The organism is Dactylosporangium sp. NPDC048998, from assembly GCF_043197855.1.
Lineage (GTDB): Bacteria > Actinomycetota > Actinomycetes > Mycobacteriales > Micromonosporaceae > Dactylosporangium.
Window position 1 is genome coordinate 88,502 of sequence record NZ_JBICTV010000022.1, and the last position, 14,099, is coordinate 102,600.

Annotated in this window: 17 protein-coding genes and 1 riboswitch; of the genes, 10 read left to right on the forward strand and 7 right to left on the reverse strand. The window is 70.1% G+C overall.

The genetic code is table 11. From position 1 onward, the window contains the following. Positions 1-176: 176 nt before the first annotated feature. Together ACGFI8_RS34435 and ACGFI8_RS34440 are read right to left on the reverse strand one after the other, a co-directional pair. Positions 177-1,088, reverse strand: coding sequence for a GNAT family N-acetyltransferase (locus ACGFI8_RS34435; protein ID WP_392811019.1), 912 nt, complete (start codon positions 1,086-1,088; stop codon positions 177-179). 71 nt (positions 1,089-1,159) lie between these two features. Continuing rightward, on the reverse strand, positions 1,160-1,738 hold the full coding sequence (locus ACGFI8_RS34440; protein ID WP_392811020.1) for a dihydrofolate reductase family protein: 579 nt from the start codon (positions 1,736-1,738) through the stop codon (positions 1,160-1,162). Positions 1,739-1,887: 149 nt separating this feature from the next. Between ACGFI8_RS34440 and ACGFI8_RS34445 the strand changes: the two genes are divergently transcribed. From ACGFI8_RS34445 to ACGFI8_RS34455, 3 genes are all read left to right on the forward strand, one after another. Next, positions 1,888-2,466, forward strand: a complete 579-nt coding sequence (locus ACGFI8_RS34445) for a TetR/AcrR family transcriptional regulator (protein WP_392811021.1) — start codon at positions 1,888-1,890, stop codon at positions 2,464-2,466. Between the two features lie 226 nt (positions 2,467-2,692). Then, positions 2,693-2,968, forward strand: a complete 276-nt coding sequence (locus tag ACGFI8_RS34450) for a hypothetical protein (RefSeq protein WP_392811022.1) — start codon at positions 2,693-2,695, stop codon at positions 2,966-2,968. After that, the gene (locus ACGFI8_RS34455) at positions 2,965-3,249 is read left to right on the forward strand and encodes a CopG family ribbon-helix-helix protein (RefSeq protein ID WP_392811023.1); all 285 of its coding nucleotides are present in this window, start codon (positions 2,965-2,967) and stop codon (positions 3,247-3,249) included. The genes ACGFI8_RS34450 and ACGFI8_RS34455 overlap by 4 nt, the downstream gene beginning before the upstream one ends. Before the next feature lie 86 nt (positions 3,250-3,335). On the opposite strand, the gene ACGFI8_RS34460 is transcribed toward ACGFI8_RS34455, so the two are convergent. Then, complete coding sequence (locus ACGFI8_RS34460) at positions 3,336-4,184, reverse strand: family 16 glycosylhydrolase (RefSeq protein WP_392811024.1); 849 nt, start codon at positions 4,182-4,184, stop codon at positions 3,336-3,338. On the opposite strand from ACGFI8_RS34460, the gene ACGFI8_RS34465 reads away from it, so the two are divergent. The 5 genes from ACGFI8_RS34465 (at position 4,150) to ACGFI8_RS34485 (ending at position 9,861) form a co-directional block, all read left to right on the forward strand. Further along, on the forward strand, positions 4,150-4,515 hold the full coding sequence (locus tag ACGFI8_RS34465; RefSeq protein WP_392811025.1) for a hypothetical protein: 366 nt from the start codon (positions 4,150-4,152) through the stop codon (positions 4,513-4,515). The two genes, ACGFI8_RS34460 and ACGFI8_RS34465, sit on opposite strands and share 35 nt — an antisense overlap. A 471-nt stretch (positions 4,516-4,986) precedes the next feature. Next, complete coding sequence (locus ACGFI8_RS34470) at positions 4,987-5,847, forward strand: hypothetical protein (RefSeq protein ID WP_392811026.1); 861 nt, start codon at positions 4,987-4,989, stop codon at positions 5,845-5,847. 143 nt (positions 5,848-5,990) lie between these two features. Next, positions 5,991-8,024, forward strand: a complete 2,034-nt coding sequence (locus ACGFI8_RS34475) for an NAD(+) synthase (protein ID WP_392811027.1) — start codon at positions 5,991-5,993, stop codon at positions 8,022-8,024. Positions 8,025-8,403: 379 nt separating this feature from the next. After that, a complete protein-coding gene (locus ACGFI8_RS34480; protein ID WP_392811028.1) occupies positions 8,404-9,096 on the forward strand; it encodes a hypothetical protein in 693 nt (230 codons plus the stop codon). Positions 9,097-9,159: 63 nt separating this feature from the next. Further along, on the forward strand, positions 9,160-9,861 hold the full coding sequence (locus tag ACGFI8_RS34485; RefSeq protein WP_392811029.1) for a PP2C family protein-serine/threonine phosphatase: 702 nt from the start codon (positions 9,160-9,162) through the stop codon (positions 9,859-9,861). A gap of 67 nt (positions 9,862-9,928) precedes the next feature. Here the strand turns inward: ACGFI8_RS34485 and ACGFI8_RS34490 are convergent, their stop codons facing one another. The 4 genes from ACGFI8_RS34490 to ACGFI8_RS34505 all read right to left on the reverse strand — a co-directional run bounded on the left by ACGFI8_RS34490 (position 9,929) and on the right by ACGFI8_RS34505 (position 12,611). Beyond that, positions 9,929-10,345 (reverse strand): GntR family transcriptional regulator, encoded by a 417-nt coding sequence (locus ACGFI8_RS34490; protein WP_392811030.1) that lies wholly within the window; start codon positions 10,343-10,345, stop codon positions 9,929-9,931. An 83-nt stretch (positions 10,346-10,428) separates the two neighbouring features. Continuing rightward, positions 10,429-11,148 (reverse strand): YcnI family protein, encoded by a 720-nt coding sequence (locus ACGFI8_RS34495; RefSeq protein WP_392811031.1) that lies wholly within the window; start codon positions 11,146-11,148, stop codon positions 10,429-10,431. A 79-nt stretch (positions 11,149-11,227) separates the two neighbouring features. Beyond that, positions 11,228-11,704: a vitamin K epoxide reductase family protein gene (locus tag ACGFI8_RS34500; protein WP_392811032.1), complete on the reverse strand. Its 477-nt coding sequence runs from the start codon at positions 11,702-11,704 to the stop codon at positions 11,228-11,230. Beyond that, the gene (locus ACGFI8_RS34505) at positions 11,691-12,611 is read right to left on the reverse strand and encodes a DUF929 family protein (protein ID WP_392811033.1); all 921 of its coding nucleotides are present in this window, start codon (positions 12,609-12,611) and stop codon (positions 11,691-11,693) included. The genes ACGFI8_RS34500 and ACGFI8_RS34505 overlap by 14 nt, the downstream gene beginning before the upstream one ends. A 213-nt stretch (positions 12,612-12,824) precedes the next feature. On the opposite strand from ACGFI8_RS34505, the gene ACGFI8_RS34510 reads away from it, so the two are divergent. Both ACGFI8_RS34510 and ACGFI8_RS34515 read left to right on the forward strand, forming a co-directional pair. Next, entirely contained in the window at positions 12,825-13,649 is an 825-nt protein-coding gene (locus ACGFI8_RS34510; protein WP_392811034.1) for a cyclase family protein, read from the forward strand. 54 nt (positions 13,650-13,703) lie between these two features. Further along, positions 13,704-13,839: riboswitch (cobalamin riboswitch) on the forward strand. 33 nt (positions 13,840-13,872) lie between these two features. Then, on the forward strand, positions 13,873-14,097 hold the full coding sequence (locus ACGFI8_RS34515) for a CbtB-domain containing protein (RefSeq protein ID WP_392811035.1): 225 nt from the start codon (positions 13,873-13,875) through the stop codon (positions 14,095-14,097). Positions 14,098-14,099: the final 2 nt, after the last annotated feature.

Here is a 14,099-nt window from a genome sequence, read left to right on the forward strand (position 1 = left end):
TCAGCCCGAGCGCCGAGGCGATCGAGATGAAGCTGTGCCGCAGCTCCCGGGGCGTCCACCGCTTCGGGGCAGCCTGGCCGCCGTCGCCGCCCGGCGAAGCACTCTGCGGACGTTGGCCGCATCGAGCGCCGTTCCGCGCGCCGACGTGAACACCAAGCCGGTCTCCGTCCACTCGTCTAGGCAGCGGCCGGGGTGGAAAGGATGAGGCGGACTTCCGTGTTGCGGTAGCCGAAACGTTCGAAGGCCGCCGCCATGGGGTGGTTGCCGAGATCGGTGGTGGCGGTGATGCGCTCGGCTCCGTCGGCGGCGTGGAAGCGCGTCATGAAGGCGAGGATCTCCATGACGTATCCACGCCCACGGAATTCGGGGACGACGCCGAGGTAGCCGACGTTGCGGTGGTAGGGCGTGGCGGATGGGATCGCGAGTCCGGCGAGGACTCCGTCGCGGGTGTGCGCCAGCCGCCACCATTCCCGCCTGCCCGGCCGGTCGTGGTAGAACGCGAGTGCCTCGCGGGCGGTGGCCTCCGCCCCGCGTGCTGCCTCGCCTTGCCGGGTGTGCGCGTCGAGTGTGCCCTCAGCGACCCGCAGCATCGCCGCCAGGAATGTCTCGTCGTCGGGTTCGGGGGTGAACACCAGCCGCTCGGGCGAGGACGGGATGTCGGCCTCGGGCGTCCACTCGTACTGCAGCCGTTCCACCTCGTTGGTCAGCCCGGCGTTGCGGGCGGCCTCCTGGCGCCAGGCCACCGCAGCGGCGTGGGCGGGGTCGTCGCGCCAAGAGTTGGGCAACTGCATGAGGTTGTAGAGCGGCGGTTGCGGTGCGCCCGCCGTGTGGAAGGCGCGATGCCCGGCGTCGAGCAGCCCGGCGGCGAGGGCGGCACGCTCGGCGGAGGGCACCACGTCCGCGGTGAGGAGGCAGTCCAGTGCCAGGGGGTACGCGCTGTCGTGTTGACCCCACCACAGGGCGCGGGCCAGGATTCGGCCGCCGGCGTCCTCGGCGATCCAGGTCCACTCGGGACGGTATTGGCGTTCGGCGGCCTCGGCTCGGTAGCGGTCGGCGGGCAGCCGCCAGAGGGGCTCGGCAGATGTCATGTCGAGCACCCGATCGAGTTCGGGCCCGGATGTCTCAACGGAACGGAAGCGCACGGCGGCGGTGCCCCGACTCATGCGGCGGCCATCCGGGTGTAGGTCTGGAGGGCAACACCGGTGTCGAACGTACACGTACCCGTGAGAGTGAACGGGGTCGGAGTGAACGCGCCGTCGAACAGCGGGACGCCGGCGCCCAAGACGACCGGGTTGCGCTTGATGATCAGCTCATCGATCTCCGGCAGCAGTTGGGCCGCCAACTTGCCGCCGCCGCACAGCCAGATTCCGGACCCCTCCTGCTGCTTGAGGCCGCGTACGAATGCGGCCGCGTCGCCGGAGACGATCTCGATCTGCGGATCCTGGGAGGTGATCGTGTGCGAGAAAACGTACTGCTTGAGGTGCGGGTAGGGAGAGGTGAGGCCGAGGGAGAGGCCGGGCTCGTAGGAAACGCGACCCATCAGGACCGTGTCGAAGCGCTTGTTCGGTGCATCGGCCAGACCCAGCGGCCCTCGACCCTGCACCGGGATCGTCTCGGGGAACTCGGCCAGGATCGCCGGGACGATGTCGCCTTCGAAGGCGAAGAAGTCGAACTCGCCGTGCGGGCCGGCGATGAAGCCGTCGAGCGTTGCAGCGACGAAGTAGGTGAGCGTGCGCAACGGCCGCTCCTCTCTGTCCGGTCATTCCAATGCGGCTGCGTGACGAGTCAGCCCCGTATGGAACGGCACGTGCCGTGCCGTTCCGCCAACAGCGTAACACGTGGGCGGGCGCAACCGATACGGCACGTGCCGTTCTATACGATCGTTGTATGACTCAGCACGCTGCGCGAAGTTCAGACCGAACCGAAGCCATCAAGCAGGCCACGTTGGAACTGGCCCGGGAGGTCGGCTACGCCAAGCTCAGCATTGAAGCCGTCGCCGCCCGCGCCGGCGTCGGCAAGCACACGATCTACCGCCGCTGGCCATCGAAGGGTGCTCTGTTCCTCGATGCGCTGCTGTCCACCAACGCGCCGGTATTCGAGTATCCGAACACCGGCGATGTCGAAGCCGACCTGCGCGCACAGATTCACGCGGCCATAGACCTGCTGGGCCGGCCACCGTTCGGGCCGCTCTACCGGGCCCTGCTGGGCGAAGCCCAGCACGATCCCGCGATCGCCGCGGCGCTCAACGAACGGTTTATCACCCCGCAGGCGGAGAGAACCGTCGCCCGGCTCAAGATCGCCCAGGAACAGGGGCAGTTGGCGGCCGGGTTCGATCTCGACCTGGCCGAGGCGATCCTGTCGGGTGCCTTCTACTTCCGGTTCCTGGTCACGCAGGAACCCTTGACCGATGACTATGTCGACCGGGTGTACGAAGGACTCTTCGCCGGGATGAGGCCAAGACCTTGAGGCACCGTTGTATTCCGCAATGCGTCACGGGGGCGTCGGCGTACGGCCGTCACGTTCACGATCGGTCCCTGAACAGCGTGAACGTGGTTCGGTTCTGCCGCATCCGGTCCACCCCCATGTCCCCAAACCTCGCTCTAGCCGGCGGGGACAACGTTGATCGCAAGTGTCCCCGCCTGGCCTTTGGACCCGTGGTGCGGCTGCGTTTTACGCGTTATACGCTGGGCAGGTGGCAGACCGGGAGTACGGGTGGACCGACGCCGGCAAGGGCGGTGCTGCTCGTAGCGGTGTGACCGAACACGAGGTGGTCGATGCGCTCTACTCATCGCAGCGGATCGAAAACCGCATCGGCACGCTGCTCGTAGCCGTCGCTGGGCTGGCCGACACCTCCCGTGTGATCGTCGTGTTGTGCGAGCGGGTGGGCAAGGTCAACAGCTACGCGATCCTGGCGGCGCGGCCTGCGACTCCGGAGGAGATCAAGCAGTGGATGGAGGGGACTCGATGACAACGTACCGAGACCCACGGACGATGAGCCGGGACGAGTTGGTGGCGTACTTCGACGGCGGCGGCGACATCTCCGAACTGCTCCGCGACGCCGTCCCCGGACCGGAGTTGGGCCCAGCTCCCGCGGAGATCCCGATGATCGTGACCGGTGTTCGGCTGCCGGCGGCAACCGTCGAACGCCTCGATGCACTCGCCGGCAACGACAAAGGCGGACGGTCAGGCCTGATCCGCCGCGCGATCGACGAGTTCCTGGAGCGGCACACGGGCGGCGCGACCGCCTGAGCCGGATGGGTGGCAGCGTACGCATGGACAGGTTGATGCCTGGACACGCTGCGCGCCTACGCCGGAGCCACAGAGGTCGCTGGTTCTTATGCGGGGGCTTGTTGGTAGACGCGGATGTAGTCGACCTCCAGCTGGCGGACCAGGGTGGGGTCGGTCAGGCCTACGTTCCAGCGGCGCTGCCAGTTGTTGTCCACCATCATGTGCAGGATGAGCTGCATCGGGCCCTTCTCGATGACGCTCGCGTTGGTGAAGCGGGCGCACTCGACGCCGTTGATGTACCAGGCGATGTGGTCGGGCTCCCAGTCCAGGCCCATCCGGACGAAGTCCTTCGAGTAGTCCTTCACTGCGCAGTGGCCGTTGTTGTACTGGCCGCTGTTGCCGGAGAATGACGTGTCGCGATTGTTGTAGTGGTACGTCATGAACATCGTGGTCGGGTCGTTGCCGAGTTCTTCCAGAATGTCGATCTCGGTCCGATAGTTGTACGTCGGGTCCGTCGGCAGCATCCAGAACGCGGTGAAGAATCCTCGGGTCGCGGGGAACTTGAATCGCGACTCCACGTAGCCGTACGTGAACGAATAGAGGTATTTGGAGCCGTTGCTGGCCGTCGGGCGCGCGGTCGAGAGCAGGCCCGCCTTGTACGTGCAGGAGCCGTTCTGGCAGGCGCTGCTGGAGAAGGCGGGGCTCAGCGGGGCGGCGATGAGCTTCGCCGTGCCGTTGGAGACGACGACCTGGCTCGGCTGGTAGTGCTCGCGGCCCTCGTTGAAGGTCGACGTGCAGTCGCCGGTGTTCCAGTCGAAGCAGGGGCTCAGCTTGGAGCGGTCCAGGGTCGTGCCGTTGAACTCCTCGCTGAAGCTGACCTTCCAGCGCTTGCCGGCCGCCGCGGCGATCGGCGGGGCGCCCGTGCCGGCGGTCGATCCGCCGCCGTTCGAACCCACGCTGGTGGTCGGGCGGGCCGACGCCGAGGCGGACGCGGCTGCGCTGCCCGAGGCCGATGCGGACGCCGCCGGGCCCGAAGAGCCGGATTCAGTGTCGGATCGTGGACCTAATGCGCTCACGCCGTCGCTATTGGTGCTCGGCGTGTCGCGGGCCATCAAGCTGACCGCGCCCGCGCCGGCGGCGACGATCAGAACGGCGACGGCCGCGAGGGCGACAACTCCCAGTTTCCGTCCCCGACGCCGTCGATGTGGCGACCGAATCATTGTCCCCATGTGGTCGTGGTCGTCGTTCTTCGGTGTACCGATCTCCGTTGCGCGCAAACGCATCTGATTACCTATCGGCTCGCGTCTTTCGCATGACAAGAAAGTGCCCGACCGTTGGCGAGCGGCCACCATATCATCGCGGCGGGACGGCGTGCCATGATCGATACTCGCGGCGGTATGGGACGTGGGCCTCGGAAGTGGACAAAAAGGGTGTCGGATCACTGCCGCGGCCGGACAGTTTGCGCAGGTAGAGCGCTCGATGTCGATGGCGGACACACCTATCCACTTGATTGGCACAACCCACGCCATCGGCCGCGCCTATTGCCTTGTTGTCGGTGGATTCTTGAGCCTTCCTCGCTTCCCGAGCGAGCTTCCCGAGCGAGCTTCCCTGCACGAATGCTACGTCCGTGCACAGATGAGTGGCCGGTCGGGTGATCCCGCCTCGGCGCGGTCGCCGGGCCTCTGCGGCTAGCGTCCATGCCGATACCTGCACACAGGAGGTACCTACAGCAGGGGTACCTACGACAGGAGGTAGCGAATGGCATGGAGAGCCGCACGCTCGCTGCTGGTCCTCCATCAACAACTGCAGGCCGGGGCGCCGCGGGCGCGGCCGCCGGCGACCTCGACCGACGAGTGGGGGCTGATCGGCGACGCAGCGCACGACCCGACCTCGGACCACACGCCCCACAACTTCCCCGGGTGGGGCAACGACATCGTGACCGCCGCCGACTTCCCGAACCGGCCGGACCTCGGCCTCGACGCCCACAAGGTGCTCGACGACATCCGGCGCTCGCGTGATCCCCGGGTCAAGTACGGCATCTCCAACGGGCAGATGTTCTCCAGCTACGGGGTCCGGGGGTACGACGGCTGGACCTGGCGGCCGTACAACCCCAAGAACGGCGACAAGCACTTCACCCACGGCCACCTCTCCGTCGTCGGCGACGCGCGGGCGGACGGGACGCAACCCTGGCAGACGATCGGCGCGGGCTCCGCCGCCGACAGCACGGAGGATGACGACATGGGCGCTTCGTTCGGGCCGATCACCATCGAGCGCGAGGGCGTCACCTCGCTGACGATCCCGCCGGTCAACGGAGGGGTCGCCGACCCCCGGCCCGCCTGGCTGAACTTCTGCAACGACACGAGCCAGACCTACGGGCTGCGCGTCTGGTACAGCACGGGCAACGAGAGCTTCGCGCCGCTGCCCGGCACCAACGGCGGCCTGCTCGCGCTGCGCTCGGGCCAGCGGTTCTCGCAGATGCTGCCGGACGGCACCGCCTGCCTGTCGATCGCGCGCAAGGCGATCGACCCGGACGGCAACGTCGTCGAGCCGACCGCCGACCTCAAGCCGTTCGCCGGCCACCTCACCTGCGCGATCGAGCGCGGCGCGGTCCGCCGCTGACCGCCGGGCGGCCGCGGTCCCGCCGGGACCGCGGCCACCGCCGCGCCTGATCGCCGCGCCGATCAGTCGGGCTCGCGGGGTGAGACGGGCGCCGTGACGGCGGTCTCAGCGTGGTCCGGCGGCGGGTTCGACATGATTAAGTGGTGAACTTCCGGTCGATTTACGCTCACGGCTTCGCCCGGGTGGCCGCCTGCACCGGGCACACCGCCATCGCCGACCCGCCCGCCAACGCCGAGTCGCTGCTGCGGCAGGCCCGCGCGTGCTCGGAGGAGGGCGTGGCCCTGGCGATCTTCCCGGAGCTGGGCCTGTGCGGGTACAGCATCGAGGATCTTCTTCTGCAGGACGCGGTGCTCGACGGCGTCGAGGACGCGGTCGGCACCGTCGTGGCCGGGTCGGCGGAACTGCTGCCCGTGATCGTGGTCGGGGCGCCGCTGCGGCACCGGGACCGCGTGTACAACTGTGCCGTCGTGGTGCACCGCGGGCGGATCCTCGGCGTCGTCCCCAAGTCCTACCTGCCCAACTATCGCGAGTTCTACGAGGCCCGGCAGCTCACCGCCGGTGACGCGGAGCGCGGCGGGACGATCCGGGTCGGGGGTGCCGACGTGCCGTTCGGGGTCGACCTGCTCTTCGCGGCCGAGGACCTTCCTGGTTTCGTACTGCACGTCGAGATCTGCGAGGACATGTGGGTGCCCGTCCCGCCGAGCGCCGAGGCCGCGCTCGCCGGGGCGACGGTGCTGGCCAACCTGTCCGGCAGCCCGATCACGGTCGGCCGGGCGGAGGACCGCCGGCTGCTGTGCCGGTCGGCGTCGTCGCGCTGCCTGGCCGCCTACCTGTACTCGGCCGCGGGCCAGGGCGAGTCCACGACCGACCTGTCGTGGGACGGGCAGACGATGATCTACGAGAACGGCTCGCTGCTCGCCGAGACCGAGCGCTTCCCCGACGGCGACCGGCGGTCGGTGGCCGACATCGACCTGGACCTGCTGCGGCAGGAGCGGCAGCGGATGGGCACGTTCGACGACAACCGCCGCAACCACGCCGGGCGGGTCGGCGACTTCCGGCGCGTGCCGTTCACGCTCGACCCACCCGCCGGCGACCTCGGGCTGCGGCGCAAGATCGAGCGCTTCCCGTTCGTGCCCTCCGACGTGGAGCGGCTCGCGCTGGACTGCTACGAGGCGTACAACATCCAGGTCGTCGGCCTGCAGCAGCGGCTCGCGGCGATCGGCGAGCCGAAGGTCGTCATCGGCGTCTCGGGCGGGCTCGACTCCACCCAGGCGCTCATCGTCGCCGCGCGCGCGATGGACCGGGCCGGGCGGCCGCGCACCGACATCCTGGCCTACACCATGCCGGGGTTCGCCACGTCCAGCGGTACCAGGGAGAATGCCCACGCCCTGATGCGCGCCCTCGGCGTCAGCGTGCACGAGCTGGACATCACCCCGACCGCGCGGCTGATGCTCGCGGAGCTGGGCCACCCGTTCGCGGCCGGCGAGCCCGTCTACGACGTGACGTTCGAGAACGTGCAGGCCGGGCTGCGGTACGACTACCTGTTCCGGATCGCCAACCACCGCGGCGGCATCGTGCTGGGCACCGGCGACCTCTCGGAGCTGGCGCTGGGCTGGTCGACGTACGGCGTTGGCGACCACATGAGCCACTACAACGTCAACGGCGGCGTGCCGAAGACGCTGATCCAGCACCTGATCCGCTGGGTCGCGGGCACCGGCCAGTTCGACGAGGAGGTCGGCAAGATCCTCTACGCGATCCTCGACCAGGAGATCAGCCCGGAGCTGGTGCCGGGCGAGGCGCTGCAGTCGTCGGAGTCGAAGATCGGCCCCTATGCGCTGCAGGACTTCACGCTCTTCCATGTGCTGCGGTACGGCATGCGCCCCTCGAAGATCGCGTTCCTGGCCTGGCACGCCTGGCACGACGCGGACGCGGGCGCGTGGCCGGCCAACTTCCCGGACGCCAAGCGAGTCGCGTACGACCTGCCGCAGATCCGGCACTGGCTGGAGGTCTTCTGCCGGCGCTTCTTCGGCTTCGCGCAGTTCAAGCGCTCGGCCCTGCCCAACAGCCCGAAGGTCTCGGCCGGCGGCTCCCTCTCCCCGCGCGGCGACTGGCGCGCCCCCTCCGACGGCAACGCCAACGCCTGGCTGCGCGACCTCGAGCGCTGGGACCTCACGTGAGCTGCTTCAGCCGGGGTCGCTGACGGGCGGCCCGCGCAGATTGACGGCCTCGTGCCAGGCGGTCTATGTGCGCGGCGCCGAGGGGTCCGGGATCGCCTTGAACTCGTCGCGGAGCACCGAGTAGAGGTACAGGCTGCACCACCGGCCCTCGCGGAACTGGGCCGAGCAGCCTACCGGCCGCTCACCGCGGGGGAGAGGCGATGCGGCGGTACCGCTGGGCGTTTTGGTCAGGTTCGCCGCTGACCGGTCGATGTGCCCGATGTTCCAGATCTGCGATGGGCGGGGCGATGCCGCAGGGGCGAGGAGAAGGGCGCGGCCGGGTCGCGCAGGGCTTGCGACCACCGGTAATCTCAGCGGTTTGAGGGAGCATGCAGCGGCCATGGCCGACCATCGAGCGGACCAGCTGACCGGCGACGCGACCGGCGGCCCGGTGACGCTGACGTTCGCGGAGCTGGAGTTCGTGCTGCGCTCCGCGGCCGAGCGCGGGGTCGACGTCGACGGCGTGCGCCGGCGCCTCAACTTCCAGCCGGGCGTCTCCACCGGCATCGTGGTGGCCTCCGGGGTCGCTTCGCTCGTCGCCCGCGACCTGTGCCGGCTCGAGGGCAGCCGGGTGGTGCCGGGCGAGTTCGTCCAGTGCGCCATCGCGGCGCTGGCGACCCGGCACACCAGCACCGAGGCGGCCGGCTGGATGGGCGAGCGCCCCGTGGTCGTGCACCTGTTCAGCGGCGTCACTGGCCGGCTCGCGGTCTACCCGGGGTCGTACGGGCTGTTCTCCGTCGAGCTGATCGACGCGGCCGAGCCGCTGGCCGCCCCGGTCCTGCGGTTCCTGGACCTGTGCACGTCGGGCCCTGGTGCGCCGGGCCCTGGTGCGCTGGGGGGTGGCGCGGCGACGGTGCTGGTCCGCACGCAGGCCGGCGACGCGGAGGAGGCGGGCGTGGCCGTGGCTCGCAGTGCGGCCGGTGCCTGGTTCATGTCCGACTCGTTGGAACGCCCGGACCCGGGCCGCCCGATCGGCCGCGAGGCGGTCGTGGCCCGGCTGCTGGACCTGCTCGCGCAGCCGGTGGGTGTCTGATGGCGGAGTTCGGCCGCTCGCGGTGTGCCGCCGCGGTGGAGGTCTGATGGCGGTGGAGGTCTGATGGCGAACATCCGCGCCGGCGCGGCGACCGACGTCGGCAAGGTCCGGCGTCGCAACGAGGACAGCGCCCTCGTCGGCACCGGCGTCTTCGCCGTCGCCGACGGCATGGGCGGCCACGCGGCCGGCGACGTGGCCAGCCGGCTCGCGGTCGCCGCGCTGCAGCGCCTCGACGAGCTCGCCGCCCGGGGCGGTGCCGGCCCGCTCGACGTGCGCGACGAGATCGTGCACGCCAACGCCGACATCCTCGCCGCGGCCGCCGCCGACCCGACCCAGGGCGGCATGGGCACCACCGCCGCCGGCCTCTGTCTCGGCATCGTCGACGGCGACGAGTGCTGGATCGTGTTCAACGTCGGGGACTCGCGGGTGTACCGCTTCGCCGGTGGCGAGCTGGGCCAGCTCACCGTCGACCACGTCGCCCCCGAGTCGGTCACCATGCGCCGGGGCGTGATCACCCGCGCGCTCGGCACCGACCCGGGCCCCCGGCCGGACCTGTGGGTGCGCACTGCGGTGCCGGGCGAGCGGTACCTCGTCTGCTCCGACGGCCTGTCCCTGGAGGTCGCCGACGAGGAGATCGCCACCGTCCTGGCCACCTGCGCGGATCCCGCGCAGGCCGCGGAGGACCTGGTGCGCCGCGCCGTGCTGGCCGGCGGGCGCGACAACGTGACGGTCGTCGTGGTCGACTATCTGCCGGATCCGGCCTGACCTGACCTGACCCGTCTTGACCCCGTCTTGACCCCGCCTGACTCGGCCTGACTCGGACCGGGTGTCTTCAGCCGGTCGGCCAGCGCATGCCGGTGCCGGTCGCCGGGTGGACCTCCTCGTCCTCGCCGATCCGCACCACCAGGACGGGGACGCCGTCGGGCAGGCCGAGCTCGTCGCGCTCCCTCGGCGTCGGCATCCGGGCCCGGACCACGCCCTCCGGTGGCACGTCGACGATCGTCGGCGGGCGCTCGGGCGCCCCGCGCGCGGTACGCAGTTGCACCGGGCCGACCCGCACGACGTTGTCCCGGCCGAGCAGGAGCAGGCCCTCGCGGCGCAGCAGCCGCAGCGCCTTGAGGGCGGTGTCGCGCCCGGTGTCGTACTCGTGGGCCAGCCGGTCGGCGCTGGGCACGGGGTCGCCGGGCGGCAGCGCGCCGGATGCGATCTGCCCGCGCAGCGCGTCGGCGAGCTCTTGGTAGCGGGCCACCTCGTCAATGTAGCCAAGTGGCCATAACGATGCCAGAGGGGGGCGGGTCCGGACACGGCGCGTCCGGACCCGTCAAGCAGGAGTCAGGCGGCGGGGGCCGGGGCGCGGCGGTAGGCCAGGACGCCCATCACCAGGCCCGCCAGGCCGAGGACCAGGCCAGCGATGCCGAGGCCGATCGCGGTGCCGTTGCCGCCGGAGTCCGACGAGCCGCCGCCGGCCACGGGGGCAGCCGACGTGGTGGTCGACACCGTCGTCGTGTCGGCCTTCTTCGTGAGCTTCAGGACCGGGGCCGGGTGCTCGGCCTCGCCACCGGCCGAGGGTTCGTCGATCCAGCGGACGATCTCGCCGCTGGAGTACGTCTGGAGTGCCTTGAACACGATCTGGTCCGTCTCCGGCAGCGGGCCGAGCGAGACGTCGAACTCCTGGAACTCGTGGGGCTTGATCCCCGAGTTCGCGTCCGCGGTCCAGGTGATCTTCGAGACGGCCTCGGTGACCTCGTCGCCGCCGTGGGTCTTGACCGGGGTGGCGAGCTTCGTGGTCTCCGTCGTCGCCGTCCAGCCCTGCACCGGCTTGAGCGACACCGACACGATCGGCTTGTCGGTCGGGATCGCCACCTCCACCTTCGTGGTGCTGGCGTCGTCGCGTTCGGTGGGCACGCGGAACGTCACCTTCGCGTAGCCGCCCTGGAAGGCCGTGTTCGGGTTGACGGTGACGTGCGCGGAGGCGGTGGCCGGGAAGGCCAGGGCCGCGGCGACGGCCGCGGCCGCGGCGACACCGGTGCGGACCACGTGGGTCAGGCGCATGGCGAGCGTTCCTCTCGGGATACCGGGGATGTGTCGCGCGGATAGTCGCCACACATCCCCGCGAAGTTCCCGATCGGAACTACAGGTCCGACGGATCGGCGTACGCCGTGCCCACCGCGGTCACCGCGAACAGGCCGACCGCCAGCACGTGCACCGCCGTGCACCACAGGCAGATCGCGTTCAGCGTGAACAGCTCGGCGAAGACCAGGTAGAAGACGAAGAGGACGCCGATCGAGGCGAGGGCCAGCCGGCCGTAGCGGACCGCGGGGAGCGTGGAGCGCCACAGGGCCGGTAGCGAGAGGACCAGCATCGCCACGAAGTACACGAGGCCGAGCACCGCCACCGGGATGCCGAACACCGCCGACTGCTCCGAGGTGGTGACCTTCAGGCAGTTCAGCGCGCCGGTCTCCGGGCAGGCCAGGGTGGTCGACGAGGTGAAGTGCTCGATCGTGAGGTACACCGAGACGCCCAGGCCGGCCACGGCGAGCACCAGCGACGCGAGCGGCACCCAGGACTGCACGAGCCGCCGGTCGATCGCGACTTCACTTGCCGACATTGGTGAACTCCCCTTGGAAGGCCTTCACGGCGGCGCTGGAACACACGTCGGTGGGCTGGTCGCCCGTCATCCGGCAGATCAGGGCGGTCAGGGCGTTCGCGTTGCCGTTGACGGCCCCGCCGAGCTGGCTGTTCGGGTCCTGGATCGCGCTCACCACCTGGGCGTGCGTGTGCCCCTGCAGCAGTTGGGGGCTGAACGTGGCGCCGCCCAGCAGCGCCTTGTTGCCGAAGTCCATGAACGGGATCGTGCCGGCGGACTGCTGCGACACGAACGGCGGCGCGTTGTACTTCTGCACGACCGCCGCCTGCGCGTCGGTGAGCTTGTCCAGCGTCCCGTACGTGCCGTTCTTGCGCACGTTCGTGCTCGTCTCCACGCCCTGGAAGGCGATGTACTGGCTGGTGTAGGTGGCGCCGTGGAACGACAGGGTCGGCGTGTTCGGAAACACGTCGTCGGCCGCCGACGTGGTCAGCCCGAGGTTGCTGAACGTGCCGAACCGCGACAGCGCGACGACCACCGGCCAGCGCTGCGCGGCGCAGAACGGGCAGTACTCGGCGCCGACGTAGAGGATGAGCGGCTTGCCGCCGTCGGTGAGCGGGGGCTGGTCGGTGATCACCGAGGGCAGCACCTGGGCGGAGCCCTTGCCGACGGAGTCCAGCGTCGCGGCCGGCACCGTCGTCACCCCCTGGACGATCTCGGCGGCCGCGGCGCCGGTGGGCAGCGCGCTCGGCGCCTCCTGGCCGCCGCCGGTACTGCCGAGCTTGACCACGATCATCACGGCGAAGATCAGCAGCACCACGCCGATGGCGGAGTACGCCGTGCGCATCCGGCCGCGCCGGGCGTTCGACCGCTCCTGGATCATGCGCATTCGGCGCGCGTATTCGCGCGAGTCGCGTTGCCGTTTGGACACGCGGCCACCTTCCGGATCCGTCGGTATTCCACTTAGTCGCACGCGACGCGGCGAAGGTTCCCAGATCTCGCGAAAGATCACCCGCCGACGACCGATCGTAGGCGACCGGGCGCGCACCGGACCGGGTCGAAGGTCCCGGATGCGGGGCTCCGAAGGCCCTACAGTCGGCAGGAACATCGTCGTGCACGGATGCGAAGGGACGATTCGAGAAATATGCAGAGAAGACACCTGCTCGCGGCGGCCGGGGGAGCCGTCGCCGGCGCCGCCGGGCTCGCCGGGACCGCCGCGGCGGCCCCCGCCGGCGGCAGCGCGCTGCGCCCCGGCAAGACCCGCCTCATCAGCCTGTCGCACGTCAACGACCCGGCGAAGACGAACATCTACCCCGGCGACCCCGAGTTCACGCTGGAGACCATCGCCACGATCGAGAACGAGGGGTACTACCTGCAGTACGTCCGGGAGGGCGAGGCGACCGGCACGCACTGGGGCGCGCCCGGCCACTTCAACGCCGGCGAGCCGCTCGCCGACGAACTCGACCCCAACGACCTGTTCCTGCCGGCGGTGAAGATCGACGTGCGGGACAAGTGCGCGCGCAACGCCGACTACGCGCTGACCGTCAACGACGTGAAGCAGTGGGAGCGCCGGCACGGCCGCATCCCCGACGAGTCCATGATCATCATGTGGACCGGCTGGGAGTACAAGTGGGGGACCCCGGCCTTCCCCAACCTCGACGCCGACGGCGTGCTGCGCCAGCCCGGCTTCGCGCCGGAGACCGTGCAGTGGTTCATCGACACCGGCCGGATCGGCCACAACGGCGGCACCGGGATCGACACGTTCGGCCCCGACCTGGGCACCGACCCGGAGTTCCGCGCCTCGCTGCTGGTGTACCAGCGGCACCGGGTCAGCCTGGAGATCCTCGCCGGGCTCGCGCACTTCCCTGCGACGGGCGCGTCGGTGCTCTGCGGCGGCTTCATCAACCACAAGGGGTCGGGATCGACCGCCCTCATCTTCGGGGTGATCCCGCCGGGCGTGCGGGTGTGATGCGTGTGTGAATCGACACGGGCCGGTGCTCACGGGCGCCGGCCCGATTGACGTAAGGAGTGCCCGGCTCTTAGTGTCTGACGTGTGACGGTGTGAGGGAAGCTGGTGCAAGTCCAGCACGGTCGCGCCACTGTGAGCCGCTTCTCGCGGTGAGTCAGGGTACTCCTCCGCCACGACGCCCCATCCAGACGAGGGACGCACGATCCCTGAAGGAGGCCCACCGATGAGCTCCATCTCCGGCGCCGAGACGCCCCAGGCGACCACCACTCCGCTGGTCCTGCCGATCTCCCGCTCGCTGTTCTGGCTCGGCGGCACCGCGCTGCTCGCCCTGCTGGTCTACTACTTCGTCGGCATCGACCAGGGCGCCGTGTCGATCTTCGGCAACGACGCCCACGTGCACGAGTTCGTGCACGACGGCCGCCACTTCCTCGGCTTCCCCTGCCACTGAGC